12 protein-coding genes are annotated in these 14,244 nt (G+C 68.6%); 7 read left to right on the top strand and 5 right to left on the bottom strand.

Going from position 1 to position 14,244, the window contains the following annotated elements; genetic code table 11:
* Positions 1-16 precede the first annotated feature (16 nt).
* Positions 17-2,407: a 5-methyltetrahydropteroyltriglutamate--homocysteine S-methyltransferase gene (gene metE, locus ABD298_RS03310; RefSeq protein ID WP_344298272.1), complete on the top strand. Its 2,391-nt coding sequence runs from the start codon at positions 17-19 to the stop codon at positions 2,405-2,407.
* A 65-nt stretch (positions 2,408-2,472) separates the two neighbouring features.
* Here metE and ABD298_RS03305 read toward each other — a convergent pair whose 3' ends face one another.
* From ABD298_RS03305 to ABD298_RS03295, 3 genes are read right to left on the bottom strand one after another with little or no spacing between them, the layout of a single operon-like run.
* Positions 2,473-2,973 carry a DUF2004 domain-containing protein gene (locus ABD298_RS03305; protein WP_344298271.1) on the bottom strand — a complete coding sequence of 167 codons (501 nt, stop codon included), beginning with the start codon at positions 2,971-2,973 and terminating at the stop codon, positions 2,473-2,475.
* Positions 2,974-3,011: 38 nt separating this feature from the next.
* Complete coding sequence (locus ABD298_RS03300) at positions 3,012-3,854, bottom strand: DUF72 domain-containing protein (protein WP_344298270.1); 843 nt, start codon at positions 3,852-3,854, stop codon at positions 3,012-3,014.
* On the bottom strand, positions 3,851-4,765 hold the full coding sequence (locus ABD298_RS03295; protein WP_344299029.1) for a LysR family transcriptional regulator: 915 nt from the start codon (positions 4,763-4,765) through the stop codon (positions 3,851-3,853). The genes ABD298_RS03300 and ABD298_RS03295 overlap by 4 nt, the downstream gene beginning before the upstream one ends.
* Positions 4,766-5,118: 353 nt before the next feature.
* On the opposite strand from ABD298_RS03295, the gene nrdH reads away from it, so the two are divergent.
* From nrdH to nrdF, 4 genes are read left to right on the top strand one after another with little or no spacing between them, the layout of a single operon-like run.
* Positions 5,119-5,367 carry a glutaredoxin-like protein NrdH gene (gene nrdH / locus ABD298_RS03290; RefSeq protein ID WP_208712668.1) on the top strand — a complete coding sequence of 83 codons (249 nt, stop codon included), beginning with the start codon at positions 5,119-5,121 and terminating at the stop codon, positions 5,365-5,367.
* Between the two features lie 38 nt (positions 5,368-5,405).
* Positions 5,406-5,894 carry a class Ib ribonucleoside-diphosphate reductase assembly flavoprotein NrdI gene (gene nrdI / locus ABD298_RS03285; RefSeq protein ID WP_344298269.1) on the top strand — a complete coding sequence of 163 codons (489 nt, stop codon included), beginning with the start codon at positions 5,406-5,408 and terminating at the stop codon, positions 5,892-5,894.
* Between the two features lie 20 nt (positions 5,895-5,914).
* The gene (gene nrdE / locus ABD298_RS03280) at positions 5,915-8,035 is read left to right on the top strand and encodes a class 1b ribonucleoside-diphosphate reductase subunit alpha (protein ID WP_208712990.1); all 2,121 of its coding nucleotides are present in this window, start codon (positions 5,915-5,917) and stop codon (positions 8,033-8,035) included.
* Positions 8,036-8,072: 37 nt separating this feature from the next.
* Entirely contained in the window at positions 8,073-9,050 is a 978-nt protein-coding gene (gene nrdF, locus ABD298_RS03275; protein WP_344298268.1) for a class 1b ribonucleoside-diphosphate reductase subunit beta, read from the top strand.
* Between the two features lie 70 nt (positions 9,051-9,120).
* Here the strand turns inward: nrdF and ABD298_RS03270 are convergent, their stop codons facing one another.
* On the bottom strand, positions 9,121-10,419 hold the full coding sequence (locus tag ABD298_RS03270; RefSeq protein ID WP_344298267.1) for a DUF2254 domain-containing protein: 1,299 nt from the start codon (positions 10,417-10,419) through the stop codon (positions 9,121-9,123).
* A 147-nt stretch (positions 10,420-10,566) separates the two neighbouring features.
* Between ABD298_RS03270 and ABD298_RS03265 the strand changes: the two genes are divergently transcribed.
* Both ABD298_RS03265 and ABD298_RS03260 read left to right on the top strand, forming a co-directional pair.
* Entirely contained in the window at positions 10,567-11,451 is an 885-nt protein-coding gene (locus tag ABD298_RS03265; protein ID WP_344298266.1) for a hypothetical protein, read from the top strand.
* A gap of 56 nt (positions 11,452-11,507) precedes the next feature.
* Positions 11,508-12,482: a hypothetical protein gene (locus tag ABD298_RS03260; RefSeq protein WP_344298265.1), complete on the top strand. Its 975-nt coding sequence runs from the start codon at positions 11,508-11,510 to the stop codon at positions 12,480-12,482.
* 27 nt (positions 12,483-12,509) lie between these two features.
* Here the strand turns inward: ABD298_RS03260 and ABD298_RS03255 are convergent, their stop codons facing one another.
* On the bottom strand, positions 12,510-14,237 hold the full coding sequence (locus tag ABD298_RS03255; RefSeq protein WP_344298264.1) for an alpha-amylase family protein: 1,728 nt from the start codon (positions 14,235-14,237) through the stop codon (positions 12,510-12,512).
* Positions 14,238-14,244 lie beyond the last annotated feature (7 nt).

The following is a 14,244-nucleotide window of genomic DNA, read 5'->3' as shown; positions in this document are numbered from 1 at the left end:
AACACAAGGACTTCCCATGACTGCACAGAACCCTTCCTCCGCCGCGCCCTCCTTCCCGTCGGCGACCATCCTCGGCTACCCCCGCATCGGCCGCCGGCGCGAGCTGAAGAAGGCCGTCGAGGCCTACTGGGCCGGCGCCTCCACCGCCGCCGAGCTCCAGGCCGCCGCCGAGCAGATCCAGGCCGCGACCCTGGCCCGGCTCACCGGGCTCGGCCTCACCGAGCGCTCCTCGGTCCCCGGCACCTTCTCCCTCTACGACCAGGTGCTCGACACCGCGGTCGCGCTCGGCGCGGTGCCCGCCCGCTTCGGGGCGCTGCACGACGCCGACGGGACCCTCGGCGTCGACGCCTACTTCACGCTGGCCCGTGGGAACGCCGAGCAGCAGCCCCTCGAGATGACGAAGTGGTTCGATTCGAACTACCACTACCTCGTCCCGGAGATCGGCCCCGAGACGTCCTTCTCGCTCTCCTCGGAGCGCGTCGTCGAGGACTTCGCGTTCGCCAAGGCCCAGGGCACCCTGACGCGCCCGTACCTCGTGGGCCCGGTCACGTTCCTGCTCCTGTCCAAGGCCTCCGACGAAGCCCCCGCGGACTTCGCGCCGCTGTCCCGCCTCGACGATGTCCTGCCCGTGTACGCCGAGCTCCTGGAGAAGCTCGCCGCCGCCGGCGCCGAGTGGGTCCAGCTCGACGAGCCGGCGCTCGTGGCAGACCTCGACACCCCTGCGCTCGAGGTGAGCGACGCCGTCGAGCGCGCCTACGCCGCGCTGACCGCCCCCGCCGCCCGTCCGCAGATCCTGCTGTCCGCCCCGTACGGGGGCCTCGGGGCCCAGTCCGCAGCCGTCGCGGCCACCGGTGTCGAGGCTGTGGCCCTGGACCTCTTCAAGGGTGCGCTCCCGTCCGATGCCGAGCTGGCCGGCTTCGCAGGCAAGACGCTCGTGGCCGGTGTTGTGGATGGCCACAACATCTGGCGCAACGACCTCGCGGCCTCGGCTGCGAAGCTCGACGCTCTCCGGGCGGCTGGCGCCGAGCACGGCTTCGCCGTCGCGGTCTCGACCTCGACCTCGACCATCCACGTCCCGCACGACGTCGAGGAGGAGACCCAGCTGGACGCCGGGCTGCGCAGCTGGCTCGCGTTCGCCGACCAGAAGGTCCGCGAGGTCGCCACGCTTGCGGCCTACCTGGCAGACCCGGCCTCAGCGCAGGCCGCCCTCGACGAGGCGACCCGCGTCATCGCCTCCCGCGCCCAGGCTCCTGGCGTGCGCCGCCCCGAGGTCCGCGAGCGCACCGGGGCCCTCACCGCGGCCGACTTCTCCCGCTCGGACTATGCCGTGCGCGCCGCGGCGCAGGACGCCGTCCTGAACCTGCCGCCCCTGCCGACGACGACGATCGGCTCCTTCCCGCAGACTGCCGACGTCCGCGGGGCGCGCGCCCGCCTGAACAGGGGTGCGATCGATGCGGCCGAGTACGAGCGACTCATGAAGGATGAGATCAAGCGCGTCGTCGACCTGCAGGAGGAGCTCGGCTTCGACGTCCTCGTGCACGGCGAGCCCGAGCGCAACGACATGGTGCAGTACTTCGCCGAGAACCTCGACGGCTTCGACGTCACCGTTCACGGCTGGGTGCAGTCCTACGGCTCGCGCTGCACCCGCCCGTCCATCCTGTGGGGCGACGTCTCGCGTGCGGCCGGACCCTCGATCCTGTGGGGCGATGCCTCCACCGGTGCACCGATCACCGTCCCGTGGGCGGCGTACGCGCAGTCGCTCACCGAGAAGCCGCTCAAGGGCATGCTCACCGGCCCCGTGACCATCCTCGCGTGGTCGTTCGTCCGCGACGACCAGCCGCTCGCCGAGACCGCCAACCAGGTGGCCCTCGCCCTGCGCGACGAGATCACGGACCTGGAGGACGCCGGGATCAAGATCATCCAGGTGGACGAGCCTGCCCTGCGCGAGCTGCTCCCGCTGCGCCGTGCCGACCAGGCCGCCTACCTCGACTGGTCCGTGAAGTCGTTCCGCCTCGCGACGGCGGGCGCCCGGGACGCGACCCAGGTCCACACGCACCTGTGCTACTCGGAGTTCGGCGTCATCATCGACGCGATCGACGGCCTCGACGCCGACGTGACCTCGATCGAGGCGGCCCGCTCCCGCATGGAGGTCGTCAACGACCTCGAGGCGCACGGGTTCGGCCGCGGCGTCGGACCGGGCGTGTACGACATCCACTCGCCGCGCGTCCCGAGCCAGGCCGAGGTCGAGGAGCTGCTCGAGACCGCGGTCAAGCACGTCCCGGCGCGCCAGCTCTGGGTCAACCCGGACTGCGGCCTCAAGACGCGCGGCTACGCCGAGACCGAGGCATCCCTGCGGAACCTCGTCGAGGCCGCCAAGGTCGCCCGCGCGGCGCTCGCGAAGGTCTGAGGCAGCGGCTCCCAGACCGCGAGGGGCCCCGGTTCGTCCTCGAACCGGGGCCCCTCGGGCGCGGGTCAGTCCCAGAGAATCTCGTCGTCCACCACGCCGTCCGCATCGGCGGCGGCCACCAGCATCTCGTCCGTGAAGCCCTCACCGAGCGTGAGGTTCAGGACGAAGTAGCGCTCGGGCTGGCCCGGGTAGATCCCGACCCGTGCGAGGCGCAGGGCCCGGACGAAGACTTCGGGCGTCAGCTCGGCCGGGTCCTCGACGCCGAAGACCTTCTTCACCGAGCCGTTGCCGAGGTTCTGGCAGTGGAAGTGGCGGAACTGGCTCGCGGCGCTCTCGTCGTCGTCGAGTTCCTGGGTGATGCGCTCGCGGACCGAGTCGATCAGCTCCGGGAGGAAGCGGAGGCGGTAGTCGACCTTGTGCACGGCCGCCTCGTCGAGGTGGTCGTGGTCGGAGATCGTCAGCTCGAGCGGCACGCGCGCGCCCTCGACGCTGAACGTCCCCGGCACCGCCCGGCTGCCTGCCGTGGAGAGGACTACGGGGCCGAAATGCTGGCTGACTGCCTCCATGGCATCACGATAGTCCCGGACCCCCGATGGGGCCAGCGTCACGCGAGGCGCTCGAGGAGGGCGACGGCGTCGTGCGGCGCCCGCCCGTCGGCGTCGTTGTCGAAGTAGACGTAGACGTCCAGGCCGTCGTCCATCCATGCCCTGGCCTCGCGGGCCCACGCGTCGAGGGACTCGTCGGAGTACCCGCCGTAGTAGAGCGCGGTCTCGCCGTGCAGCCGGACGTACCGGAAATCAGCGCCCGGGTGCCGGAACTGGGGGAAGCGGCCGGCCGAGTCCGCCACCACGGTCGCGATCCCGGCCTGCTCGAGGAGGCTCCTCGCGGCCTTCGAACCGAAGCTCTCGTGGCGCGGTTCGAGGGCATGCCGCAGCGGTCCGTCGGCCAGGGCCTCGGTGAAGGCCCGGTCCTCGGGGACCTTCTCGTCGTGCCGCCTGGCGAGTTCGGCCGCCTCGGCGACCGTGCGCGGGAGGAGGTCGAAGAACCCGGCCAGGCGCTCGGCGTCGAACGCGAGGCGCTCCGGCAGCTGCCAGAGGAACGGGCCCATCTTCTCCCCGAGCGCCAGGATCCCGGAAGCGAAGAAGTTCGCCAGCGCGGTCTCCGCCTTCTGCAGCTTCAGGAGGTGCGTGATGTAGCGGCCGCCCTTGACGGCGAACACGAAGTCCTCGGGGGTCGCGTCACGCCAGGCGGTGTACGAGGAGGGCCGCTGGAGGGAGTAGAACGAGCCGTTGATCTCTGCCGACGGCATGCGCCCGGCGATGTAGGCCAGCTCGTCCCGCTGCCGGAGCCCCGTGGGGTAGAAGTCGCCGCGCCAGCGTGCGTAGCGCCAGCCGGAGACGCCCACGAACGCGCGGCCTCGCGCCCTCCCACCGCCCGGCGCGGTCATGCGTGCCGCACCAGGCCCGTGAGTGCCTCGGCGACAAGGTCGAGGAAGATCCGTGCCTGCGGGTCGGCCGCCCCGCCGGGGCGCAGCCCGAAGATCGTCCGGGCGAGCCTGATCTCCGGCACGTCGACCACGACCACGCCGCCGGGCCGCGACTGCAGGGCCAGCTCGGGCACGAGCGCCGCGCCGAGCCCCGCGGAGGAGAGGCCGAGGCTCGCGTTGAAGTCGTCGCTGTAGGCCACCACGCGGGGCTGGAGCCCGCAGCTGGCGAAGAGTCGGTCGATCACGGTCGCGTCGCTCGTCCCCGGATGGTGGACGATCCAGGGCATGTCGCCGAGCTGGTCTGCGCTGACCTGGACCCCTTCGGCGATGCCCCAGGACTCCGGCAGGACCACGCGGAACGGGTCGTCGCCCACCCAGAGCCGGTCCATCGTGTGCGGCCATGCCAGCCCGCTCTGTCCCACCTGGTAGACGAGGACGACGTCGAGGTCGCCGCGGTCGTGGAGTCCCCGGATGGTCTGGCCCGGCTCCGCGACCGACACGTGGAGGTCGAGGCCGAGCCGCCGCCAGCGTTCGCTGCGCAGGACCACGGGCAGGACATAGGTCGCCAGGCTCGGGAAGATCCCGAGGCGGAGCTCCCGCCCGGCTGCCTCTGCGGCGCGGGCCGTTGCGGCGCGCAGCGCGTCGATGTCCGTGAGGACCTTGGCGGCGTGCCGGGTCATGACGAGCGCGGCCTCGGTGGGGACGATGCTGCGGGCCGTGCGGTGGAAGAGCTCGACCCCGGTCTCCCGCTCGAGCGCCGCCATCTGCTGGGACACGGCCGACGGCGTGTACCCGAGCTGGGAGGCGGCTGAGGCGAAGCTTCCGAGGCGGACGACCTCCAGAAGGGTCTGGAGATGGACCGGGTTGACCACGCTCGCTCCCTTCCTGTGGGCCGCTCCAGCGTACGACACGCCGAGAGATTAACGACACGCCAACACAGTGCGCTGTGCGTTCGCCGCGTCCACAGGGTGTGGACGAGGGGCCCCGAACCGCGGGAATACGCGGGTCTTCCCGGTGCATTAAGTGTGTGGATTCTGTGGACTCACGGCCCGAAGAATGACATACTTGTAAGACAACATCTTGGGGTCCGCAGCGGCGCCGTGCACTACATGTAGTATCGAGGGCACCGGGGGCAGCCATCAGGATGAGGGGCAGCCGTCGGTGCGGCAGCGGCGGAGAGGACGCCTCGGCCGGGCAGAGCTTTCGCGTAAGGGGTAAAGGAACCATGAACGTCACGGTCTACACGAAGCCGGCGTGCGTGCAGTGCAACGCTACCTACCGCGCCCTCGACAAGAAGGGCATCGCCTACCAGAGCGTTGACGTCACCCAGGACCCTGAGGCCCTCGCGCGCCTCAAGGCCATGGGCTACATGCAGGCCCCGGTCGTCGTCGCAGACGGTGACCACTGGTCCGGGTTCCGCCCGGACAAGATCGCTGCCCTCGCCCAGGGCAGCGCCTCCGCGTCGGTGGCCTGAGCCGCCGCCATCCGCTTCGCTTCCAGGGGGTGCTTGAGATGGCCTCCCAGGTCATCGTGGACTCGGCCAGCGTCGAGGCGACGGGCTCGGACCCCGGGCCCCGCCTCGTGGCGAGCCGCCTGATCTACTTCTCCTCTGCTTCCGGCAACACCCACCGGTTCGTGGGCAAGCTCGGTCTGGATGCCGAGCGGATCCCGCTCCATGCGAACGAACGCCCGCTGCGCGCCACCGAGCCGTTCGTGCTCGTCGTGCCCACGTACGGCGGGACCGGGGGAGCGGGCTCGGTCCCGAAGCAGGTCATCAGATTCCTCAACGATCCGCAGAACAGGGGCCTCATCCGAGGCGTCATCAGCGCGGGCAACACGAACTTCGGGGACAACTACTGCGCTGCGGGCGACATCGTCGCCGTCAAGTGCCATGTCCCCCACCTCTACCGATTCGAGCTCATGGGCACGTCCGAGGACGTGGACCGAGTCACCAAGGGATTGGACGCATTTTGGACACGACTGTCGCAGACGCCGCAGTAGCCGCGGTGGACCCCAAGGAACTGCCCGCCAAGTACAAGGGCCTGGGCTACCACGAGCTCAACGCGATGCTGAACCTGTACGGCGAGGACGGGAAGATCCAGTTCGACGCCGACCGGTACGCGGCGCGCCAGTACTTCCTGGACCACGTCAACACCAACACGGTGTTCTTCCACGACCTCGACGAGAAGCTCGACTACCTGGTCAAGAAGGACTACTACGAGCGCGAGACGCTCGACCAGTACACGATGAACTTCATCCGCGACCTCTTCAGCCGCGCGTACAAGAAGAAGTTCCGGTTCGAGACGTTCCTCGGCGCGTTCAAGTTCTACACGTCCTACACCCTCAAGACCTTCGACGGGAAGCGCTACCTCGAGCGCTACGAGGACCGGGTCTGCATGGTCGCCCTGCACCTTGCGCGCGGGGACGAGAAGCTCGCGACCCAGCTCGTGGACGAGATCATCGCCGGCCGCTTCCAGCCGGCGACCCCGACGTTCCTCAACGCGGGCAAGAAGCAGCGCGGCGAGCTCGTCTCCTGCTTCCTGCTGCGCATCGAGGACAACATGGAGTCGATCGCCCGTGGCATCAACTCCGCCCTCCAGCTCTCCAAGCGCGGCGGTGGGGTGGCGCTCTCGCTCACGAACATCCGCGAGCACGGCGCCCCCATCAAGCAGATCGAGAACCAGTCCTCGGGCGTCATCCCCGTGATGAAGCTCCTCGAGGACTCCTTCTCGTACGCGAACCAGCTCGGCGCACGCCAGGGAGCGGGCGCGGTCTACCTGCACGCGCACCACCCTGACATCTACCGCTTCCTCGACACCAAGCGCGAGAACGCGGACGAGAAGATCCGCATCAAGACCCTCTCGCTCGGCGTCGTGATCCCGGACATCACGTTCGAGCTCGCCAAGAAGAACGAGGACATGTACCTCTTCTCGCCGTACGACGTCGAGCGCGTCTACGGGGTGCCGTTCTCCGACGTCTCGGTGACCGAGAAGTACTACGAGATGGTCGACGACGCGCGGATCAAGAAGACCAAGATCAACGCGCGCGAATTCTTCCAGACCCTCGCTGAGATCCAGTTCGAGTCGGGCTACCCGTACATCATGTTCGAGGACACGGTGAACCGGGCCAACCCCATCGCGGGCAAGGTCACGATGAGCAACCTGTGCTCGGAGATCCTCCAGGTCTCCACCCCGAGCGAGTACAACGAGGACCTGACCTATGCCGCGGTCGGCAAGGACATCTCGTGCAACCTCGGATCGATGAACATCGCAAAGACGATGGACTCCGGGGACTTCGGCCTCTCGATCGAGACCGCAATCCGCGCGCTCTCGGCCGTGTCCGACATGAGCTACATCCAGTCGGTGCCGTCGGTCGCCGAGGGCAACGCGAAGTCCCACGCGATCGGCCTCGGCCAGATGAACCTCCACGGCTACCTTGCCCGGGAGCGGGTCCACTACGGATCCGAGGAGGGCCTGGACTTCACGAACATCTACTTCTACACGGTGCTGTTCCACGCCCTGCGTGCCTCCAACCTCCTCGCGAAGGAGCATGGGCAGGCGTTCGGCGGCTTCGAGAACTCGAAGTACGCCTCGGGCGAGTTCTTCGACAAGTACACCGAGCAGGAGTGGGTGCCCCAGACCGAGAAGGTCAAGGAACTGTTCGCCAACGTCCACATCCCCACCCAGGACGACTGGCGCGCGCTCAAGGCCGAGGTCATGGAGCACGGCATCTACAACCAGAACCTCCAGGCGGTTCCGCCGACCGGCTCGATCAGCTACATCAACAACTCGACCTCGTCGATCCACCCGGTCGCCTCCAAGGTGGAGATCCGCAAGGAAGGCAAGATCGGCCGCGTCTACTACCCGGCGCCGTACCTGACGAACGAGAACCTGGACTACTACCAGGATGCCTACGAGATCGGGTACGAGAAGATCATCGACACCTACGCTGCCGCCACGCAGCACGTCGACCAGGGCCTCTCGCTCACGCTGTTCTTCAAGGACACTGCGACGACGCGGGACATCAACAAGGCCCAGATCTACGCGTGGCGCAAGGGCATCAAGACGCTGTACTACATCCGCATCCGCCAGCTCGCGCTCGAGGGCACGGAGGTGGAGGGTTGCGTCAGCTGCATGCTCTAGGAACGGCTACCCCTCAGTTCGCGGGAAAGGACCAGCGATGACACCCGAGAAGCTCAAGCTCCTCGACCACGTCCAGGCGATCAACTGGAACCGGATCCAGGACGAGAAGGACGTCGAGGTGTGGAACCGCCTCGTGAACAACTTCTGGCTGCCCGAGAAGGTGCCGCTCTCCAACGACGTCCCGTCGTGGGCCACCCTGACCCCGCAGGAGCAGCAGCTCACGATGCGCGTGTTCACGGGCCTCACGCTGCTCGACACGATCCAGGGCACCGTGGGCGCCGTCTCGCTCATCCCCGATGCGGTCACGCCGCACGAGGAGGCCGTGTACACGAACATCGCGTTCATGGAGTCGGTCCACGCGAAGAGCTACTCGTCGATCTTCTCGACACTGTGCTCGACCAAGGAGATCGACGACGCGTTCCGCTGGAGCGTCGAGAATGAGAACCTCCAGCGCAAGGCGCACATCGTCATGGACTACTACCGGGGCGACGAGCCGCTCAAGCGCAAGGTCGCCTCGACCCTGCTCGAGAGCTTCCTCTTCTACTCGGGCTTCTACCTGCCCATGTACTGGTCCTCGCGGGCCAAGCTCACGAACACCGCAGACCTGATCCGCCTCATCATCCGTGACGAGGCGGTGCACGGGTACTACATCGGCTACAAGTTCCAGAAGGGGCTCGAGCGGGTCTCCGAGGAGAAGCGCCAGGAGATCAAGGACTACACGTTCGAGCTGCTCTTCGAGCTGTACGAGAACGAGGTCCAGTACACGCACGACCTCTACGACCCGGTGGGCCTGTCAGAGGACGTCAAGAAGTTCCTCCACTACAACGCCAATAAGGCGCTCATGAACCTCGGCTACGAAGCGATGTTCCCGTCGTCCGTGACCGACGTGAACCCGGCCATCCTTTCGGCCCTGAGCCCCAACGCGGACGAGAACCACGACTTCTTCTCCGGATCGGGCTCGAGCTACGTGATCGGCAAGGCCGTGAACACGGAAGATGAGGACTGGGACTTCTGAGACTGCGCGAGGAACCGCCGGCCTGCTGGGAACTGCTCCCCGCAGGCCGGCGGCCTTGTCGTCGACGGCCCTAGGGGAGGGACGCCAGCAAGGCTGCACCCTCCGCGAGCAGGGGCTCGCGGTCGGCTGGCTGGGGGACCATCCGGCGCACATCGTCCAGAAGGGTCTCGACATAGCGCCGGACCACCGCCCGATGCGACTCGTCGCCGAACCCCGCGACATCGCCGCAGACCCGCAAGAGAGCCCTGACGACGCGCGGCTCGTTCGCCCCATAGCGGCGCACCTGCCCCAGGGCGAGCTCCAGAAGATAGCCGAAATCCCTCGCAGGCACGTACACCCTGACGACGCCGTGACCGTCCCTCACTGCGCGCGGCCCATGCCGCCGCTCCGCGAGAGCCGCCAGGACGGTGGCCAAGTGGTCGACGGCCTGGTTCGCCGTATAGGGGTCGTTGACGGCGGGCGAGAGCGCCTTGGACGCGATATCGGCGAGCTGCCGGATACCGAAGGCGATGTCCTGCTCGAGGGTCCGTTCGTAGCCCACCCGCACCATCGTCGGCAGCGTCCTCCTCAGCTCAGTGAGCGCCTCCTGCAGCGGTGGGCGCGCGCCGTCGTCCTCCCATACCCACACGACGGGCGTGCCCGCAACCACATGGCGACCCACCACGGGAACGATCCGGGCCGTGAGGCCGCGGCTCGACAAGGCTGCCACGAACGCCTCGACGTGGAACGCCTGGACGTACCCCGACCTCGGTGCCGGAAGCGCCACCGCGCCGCGCGGCGGCTCTGGCACCCGCAGATCAGGGTCTCCCTCGGCAAACGACCGCTCGAGCACTCTCAGAGTCCCTCTCTCGACGCTCCTCATCACCTGGTCTATCTGGATCGAGTGAGCGAGATGATGCACGAAGAAGACGAGCATGACCATGCTCACGAACAGCAGGAGCAGCGCGCCGCTGACGGCGATGCGCGGGAAGTCCTCGATGCGCTGGCCGCTGGCGACCCCGACGGTGTAGAGGCCCGCGGTGCTGTACGCGAAGGTCGCGACGAAGACGCTGAGCGTCAGCTGGTTGGGAATGTCCCGGAGGAAGCTGCGCAGCAGCCGGGGGCTGAACTGCGTCGACGCGAGCTGGAGGGCGACGATGGTGAGGCCCAGGACGAGGGCGATGACCGTGACGATCGTGCTCGCAATGCTGATGAGGAGGCTCCGCGCGTCGTCTGACGTGCCCTGGAACACGAGGACGGCGAAAGGAGAGGCCGGATCGATCCGGATCGACGACACCCCGGCCCCCGCGATGAGGGCGAGGACGACGGCGGCGGTCGGCATCGCCCATAGGGCGCTGGCCAGGTACTCCCGGATGGCCTCACGTCTCACAGCGCAACTCTCGGCCGAGCGGCCTCGGCGGTCAAGGAGGAAGACGCGAATCGACGGCGCGGCGCTGCCCATGAGGCGTGTGGTGTCACGGTCTCGACCTCGGGGTAGTGCTCCGGCATCACCAGGATGGCAACCGGAGGAGACACCATGGACATCAGGAAACTCGGCTCGGCTGGACTTGCTGCGACGGCGGCGGTTGCGCTGGCGGCATGCACCGGCGGAGGCGGGGGAGGCGCAGCGTCCTCGACCTCGGCCAGCCCCTCCAAGACGGACAAGGTGTACAGCGAGAACGAGCTGCGCAGCATGATCTCCGGCCTCAAGGACGGCGACGGCAACGAGCTCAAGCTGTACTCCCAGGACCAGGTGGCCCAAGGCAAGAGCATCGGGAACCTCCTCCTGAACACCGCGACCGTGGACCCGTCGGACTGCAAGTCCATCGCGACCGCCGGCCTCAAGACGAGCGTCGACAGCGGGTCGGTCGCCGTCGCCATCTCCGACAGCCAGCAGCCCCGGACTGTGTCCGCGCAGTCGGGCTCGGACGGCCCCGATGCGGTCCAGGTGCTCAAGGACATCGAGGGCAAGATGGACAAGTGCGCGAACTTCAGCGTCCAGGTGCTCACCAACAAGGTCAGCGTCTCGAGCAAGAAGCTCGACGCGAAGACCGACGCGACGGAGACGTTCGGCACCGTCAGCACCCGTGACGGCAAGAATGAGGACATGCTCATGCAGATCTCCGGCGCCAAGGGCCGCCTGCTCGTGGTCGCGACCAAGAGCGGGTCGAATCTTGCTGACCAGGAGCGCAAGGAGCTGGAGGGCCTTGTGAACGACGTCCTGAAGAAGGCCGACTCGTCCTCGACTGGGTCTGCGTCGTCATCCTCGCCGTCGTCCTCGGGCAGCAGCTCGAGCAGCTCGTCGTCGACCAGTTCCCCGAGCACCAGCTCGAGCAGCAGCTCCAGCAGCAGCATGGGCGGTGAGCCCGGCACGTCGAGCGCGACCGCGACGTCGAAGCCGAGCTCCACGTCGACCCCGTAGTCCCCTCACGACGAAGGCCGGGTCCTTGGGGCGCTGACGACCCTATGATGCCTCCCATGGACCTGGCCGACGTCGCCCACGAACTGTACGCCCTGCCGCTGGCCGAGTTCACCGCAGCGCGCAACGCCCGGGCCAAGCGGGCACGCTCCGAGGGCCAGCCCCTCCTGGCCAAGCAGATCGCGAAGCTGCCCAAGCCGTCGACAGCGGCGTGGGCAGTCAACGTGTTGGCGCGGCGCCGGCGCGAGGAGCTCGGCCAGGTCCTCGACCTGGGGGCGTCGCTGCGCGAGGCGCAGGAGGGCCTCGACCCGGCCGCCATGCGCGCGCTGGGCCGTGAGCGCTCGAGGCTCCTCGCCGCCGTCGTGCGTGACGGTCGGGAAGCCGCCGGCGAGCTCGGGGTGAAGGTCTCCGACGCCGCCGCGGAGGAGATGGAACAGACGCTTCATGCGGCGATGGCAGACCCCGAGGCGGCCGACGCCGTGCGGAGCGGCCTGCTGGTGCGGACGCTGACGGGCAGCGGCTTCGAACCGGTTGACCTCGCCGGTGCCGTCGCGGTCCCCGGCGCGCTGCCCGAACCGGCCTCTCCGCCGCCTGCCCAGCAGCGCCCCGCCCGGGGCGCCGAGCCGGAGGGCACCGAGACGCCCCGGACGCAGCGGGCCGATGCCGACGCGGAAGCGCGGGCGCGGGACAGAGCGCAGCGGGAAGCCGAACAGCGGGAAGCCGAGGAGTCCAAGCGTCGCGAGCGGGAGCAGGCAGAGACTGACCTCGCCGACGCGGAGCAGGGCTTGGCGGAGTCAGAGGCCGAGCTGGCCGAGGCCCAGGCCCAGGCAGACACGGCCTCCGCGCGGCGGAACGAGATCGCGGACGAGCTGGACAGGCTCCGCCGCCGCATCGACGAGCTCGAGGAGGATCTCGCCGCTGCCGAGCGCGAGGGTGCCCACGCCGACCGCGCCCGACGGCTCGCCTCCCGGCTCGCGGAGCAGGGGCGCCGGGCGGTTCAGCGGGCACGGGACCGGCTGGCGCAGCTGCCCTGACGCGGGACCCGCCTCAACGGCCGGGGGTCAGATCAGGCGCCGCTGCGCCGGGTGCTGGATCCGCAGCCACGCGTAGCCGTAGCCCGCCAGCGGCACTGTCACCGCGCCGTCGTCGGCCACGGGGATGCCGTCTTCGGGATAGTCGCCCGAGGGGAGGAGGTCCACGAGCACGACGCCGCGCCACCCCCCATCCGTTTCACCGGAGGGCCCGAGCGGCGGGTCGCCGAGCACGAGGGAAACCGTCACAGCTTCCGACGACAGGTTGTGCACGGCGAGCATGCTCGCGTCGTCCCACGTGCACCGGTGCGCGAGGACCGAGGGCGTGCGGTGCGAAAGGACCTCATAGTGGCCCCAGCCCAGCTCGGGGCACTCGCGGTACCGCTGGGTCAGGAGTGTGATGAACCTCAGGAGCGAACCCTGGTCGCGCCGCTGCCCGGCGACGTTCACATGCTCCGGCCCGTACCCGCCTCCCGTGACCCGGGCGACCAGGCGGTGCGGGGGCGCCGTCGAGAAGCCCGCGCTGGCGTCCGCCGTCCACTGCATCGGAGTGCGCACCGCCATCCTGCCCTCGGCCTCGAGGTTCTCGCCCATCCCGATCTCCTCGCCGTAGTACAGCACGGGCGTGCCGGGGAGGGTGAACAGGAGCGAGTACATGAGCCGGATCCGGCGCGGGTCCCCGTCCATCATGGGAGGGACGCGCCGCTTCAGCCCCCGGCCGTAGACCTGCATCGACGGGTCCGCCCCGAACGCATCGAAGACCTCCTGGCGCTCGCTGTCGCTGAGCTTGTCCAGCGTGAGCTCGTCGTGGTTCCTGACGAAGGTGGCCCACTGGCAGTCGGGCGTCGTCTGCGGGCGGTCCTTGAGGGCCCGGGCCAGAGGTCGCGCGTCCTGACGGGCCATGGCGAGGTACGTGTTCTGCATGAGGATGAAGTCGAACATCATGGTCAGCTCCCCGCCCTCGGCTCCGCCGAAGTACTCGAGCTGCTCCTTGTACGGCAGGTTCACCTCCCCGAGGAGCACGGCGTCGCCGCAGCGGCGCCCCATGAACTTTGTCAGCGCCCGCAGGTACTCGTGCGGGTTGGCGAACTCCGCCAGTTCCTTGCTGTCGACGCCGAGCATCGAGAGGAAGTAGGGCACCGCATCGACACGGAACCCGCTCAGTCCGACCTCGAGCCAGAACCCGATTGCCTTGGCGATCTCGTCCCGGACCTGCGGGTTCGCGACGTTCAGATCAGGCTGGTGCCTGTAGAAGTGGTGCAGGTACCACTCGCCGGTCTTCTCATCCAGCGTCCAGATGGACTGCTCCTGGTCCGGGAACACCACCTCCCGGGAGGTGTCCGGCGGCGGCTCGGAACGCCAGACATAGAAGTCCCGGTAGGGGCTGTCCTTCGACGATCGCGCCGACTTGAACCACGGGTGGCGGTCCGAGGTGTGGTTGACCACCAGGTCCGCGATGACGCGCATCCCCCTGTCGCGGGCGGTCCTGATGAGTTCGACGAGGTCCCCGTGGTGGCCGAGCCGGTGGTCGACACCATAGAAGTCAGTGATGTCGTACCCGTCGTCCCGGCCCGGGGTGGGGTAGAAGGGCATGAGCCACAGGCAGGTCACCCCGAGTTCGGCGAGGTAGTCGACGCGCTGGGCGAGTCCGGCGAGGTCGCCGATTCCGTCGCCGTCGGAGTCGAAGAACGTCTCGACGTCGACGCAGTAGATGACCCCGGTCTTCCACCAGAGGTCGGACGTGTCCGTGATGCGCATGCGTACT

The sequence above is a fragment of the Sinomonas flava genome (genome assembly GCF_039531875.1).
In the GTDB taxonomy this organism is placed as follows: domain Bacteria; phylum Actinomycetota; class Actinomycetes; order Actinomycetales; family Micrococcaceae; genus Sinomonas; species Sinomonas flava.
The sequence above is the reverse complement of the archived record's forward strand: the minus strand, read 5'-3'. Positions and strand labels throughout refer to the sequence as shown.

Bases quoted from the DNA above. Each gene is read 5' to 3' on its own strand.
- metE (WP_344298272.1), top strand. From the start codon at position 17: ATGACTGCACAGAACCCTTCCTCCGCCGCGCCCTCCTTCCCGTCGGCG.
- ABD298_RS03305 (WP_344298271.1), bottom strand. From the start codon at position 2,973: ATGGAGGCAGTCAGCCAGCATTTCGGCCCCGTAGTCCTCTCCACGGCA.
- ABD298_RS03300 (WP_344298270.1), bottom strand. From the start codon at position 3,854: ATGACCGCGCCGGGCGGTGGGAGGGCGCGAGGCCGCGCGTTCGTGGGC.
- nrdH (WP_208712668.1), top strand. From the start codon at position 5,119: ATGAACGTCACGGTCTACACGAAGCCGGCGTGCGTGCAGTGCAACGCT.
- nrdI (WP_344298269.1), top strand. From the start codon at position 5,406: ATGGCCTCCCAGGTCATCGTGGACTCGGCCAGCGTCGAGGCGACGGGC.
- nrdF (WP_344298268.1), top strand. From the start codon at position 8,073: ATGACACCCGAGAAGCTCAAGCTCCTCGACCACGTCCAGGCGATCAAC.
- ABD298_RS03265 (WP_344298266.1), top strand. From the start codon at position 10,567: ATGGACATCAGGAAACTCGGCTCGGCTGGACTTGCTGCGACGGCGGCG.
- ABD298_RS03260 (WP_344298265.1), top strand. From the start codon at position 11,508: ATGGACCTGGCCGACGTCGCCCACGAACTGTACGCCCTGCCGCTGGCC.
- ABD298_RS03255 (WP_344298264.1), bottom strand. From the start codon at position 14,237: ATGCGCATCACGGACACGTCCGACCTCTGGTGGAAGACCGGGGTCATC.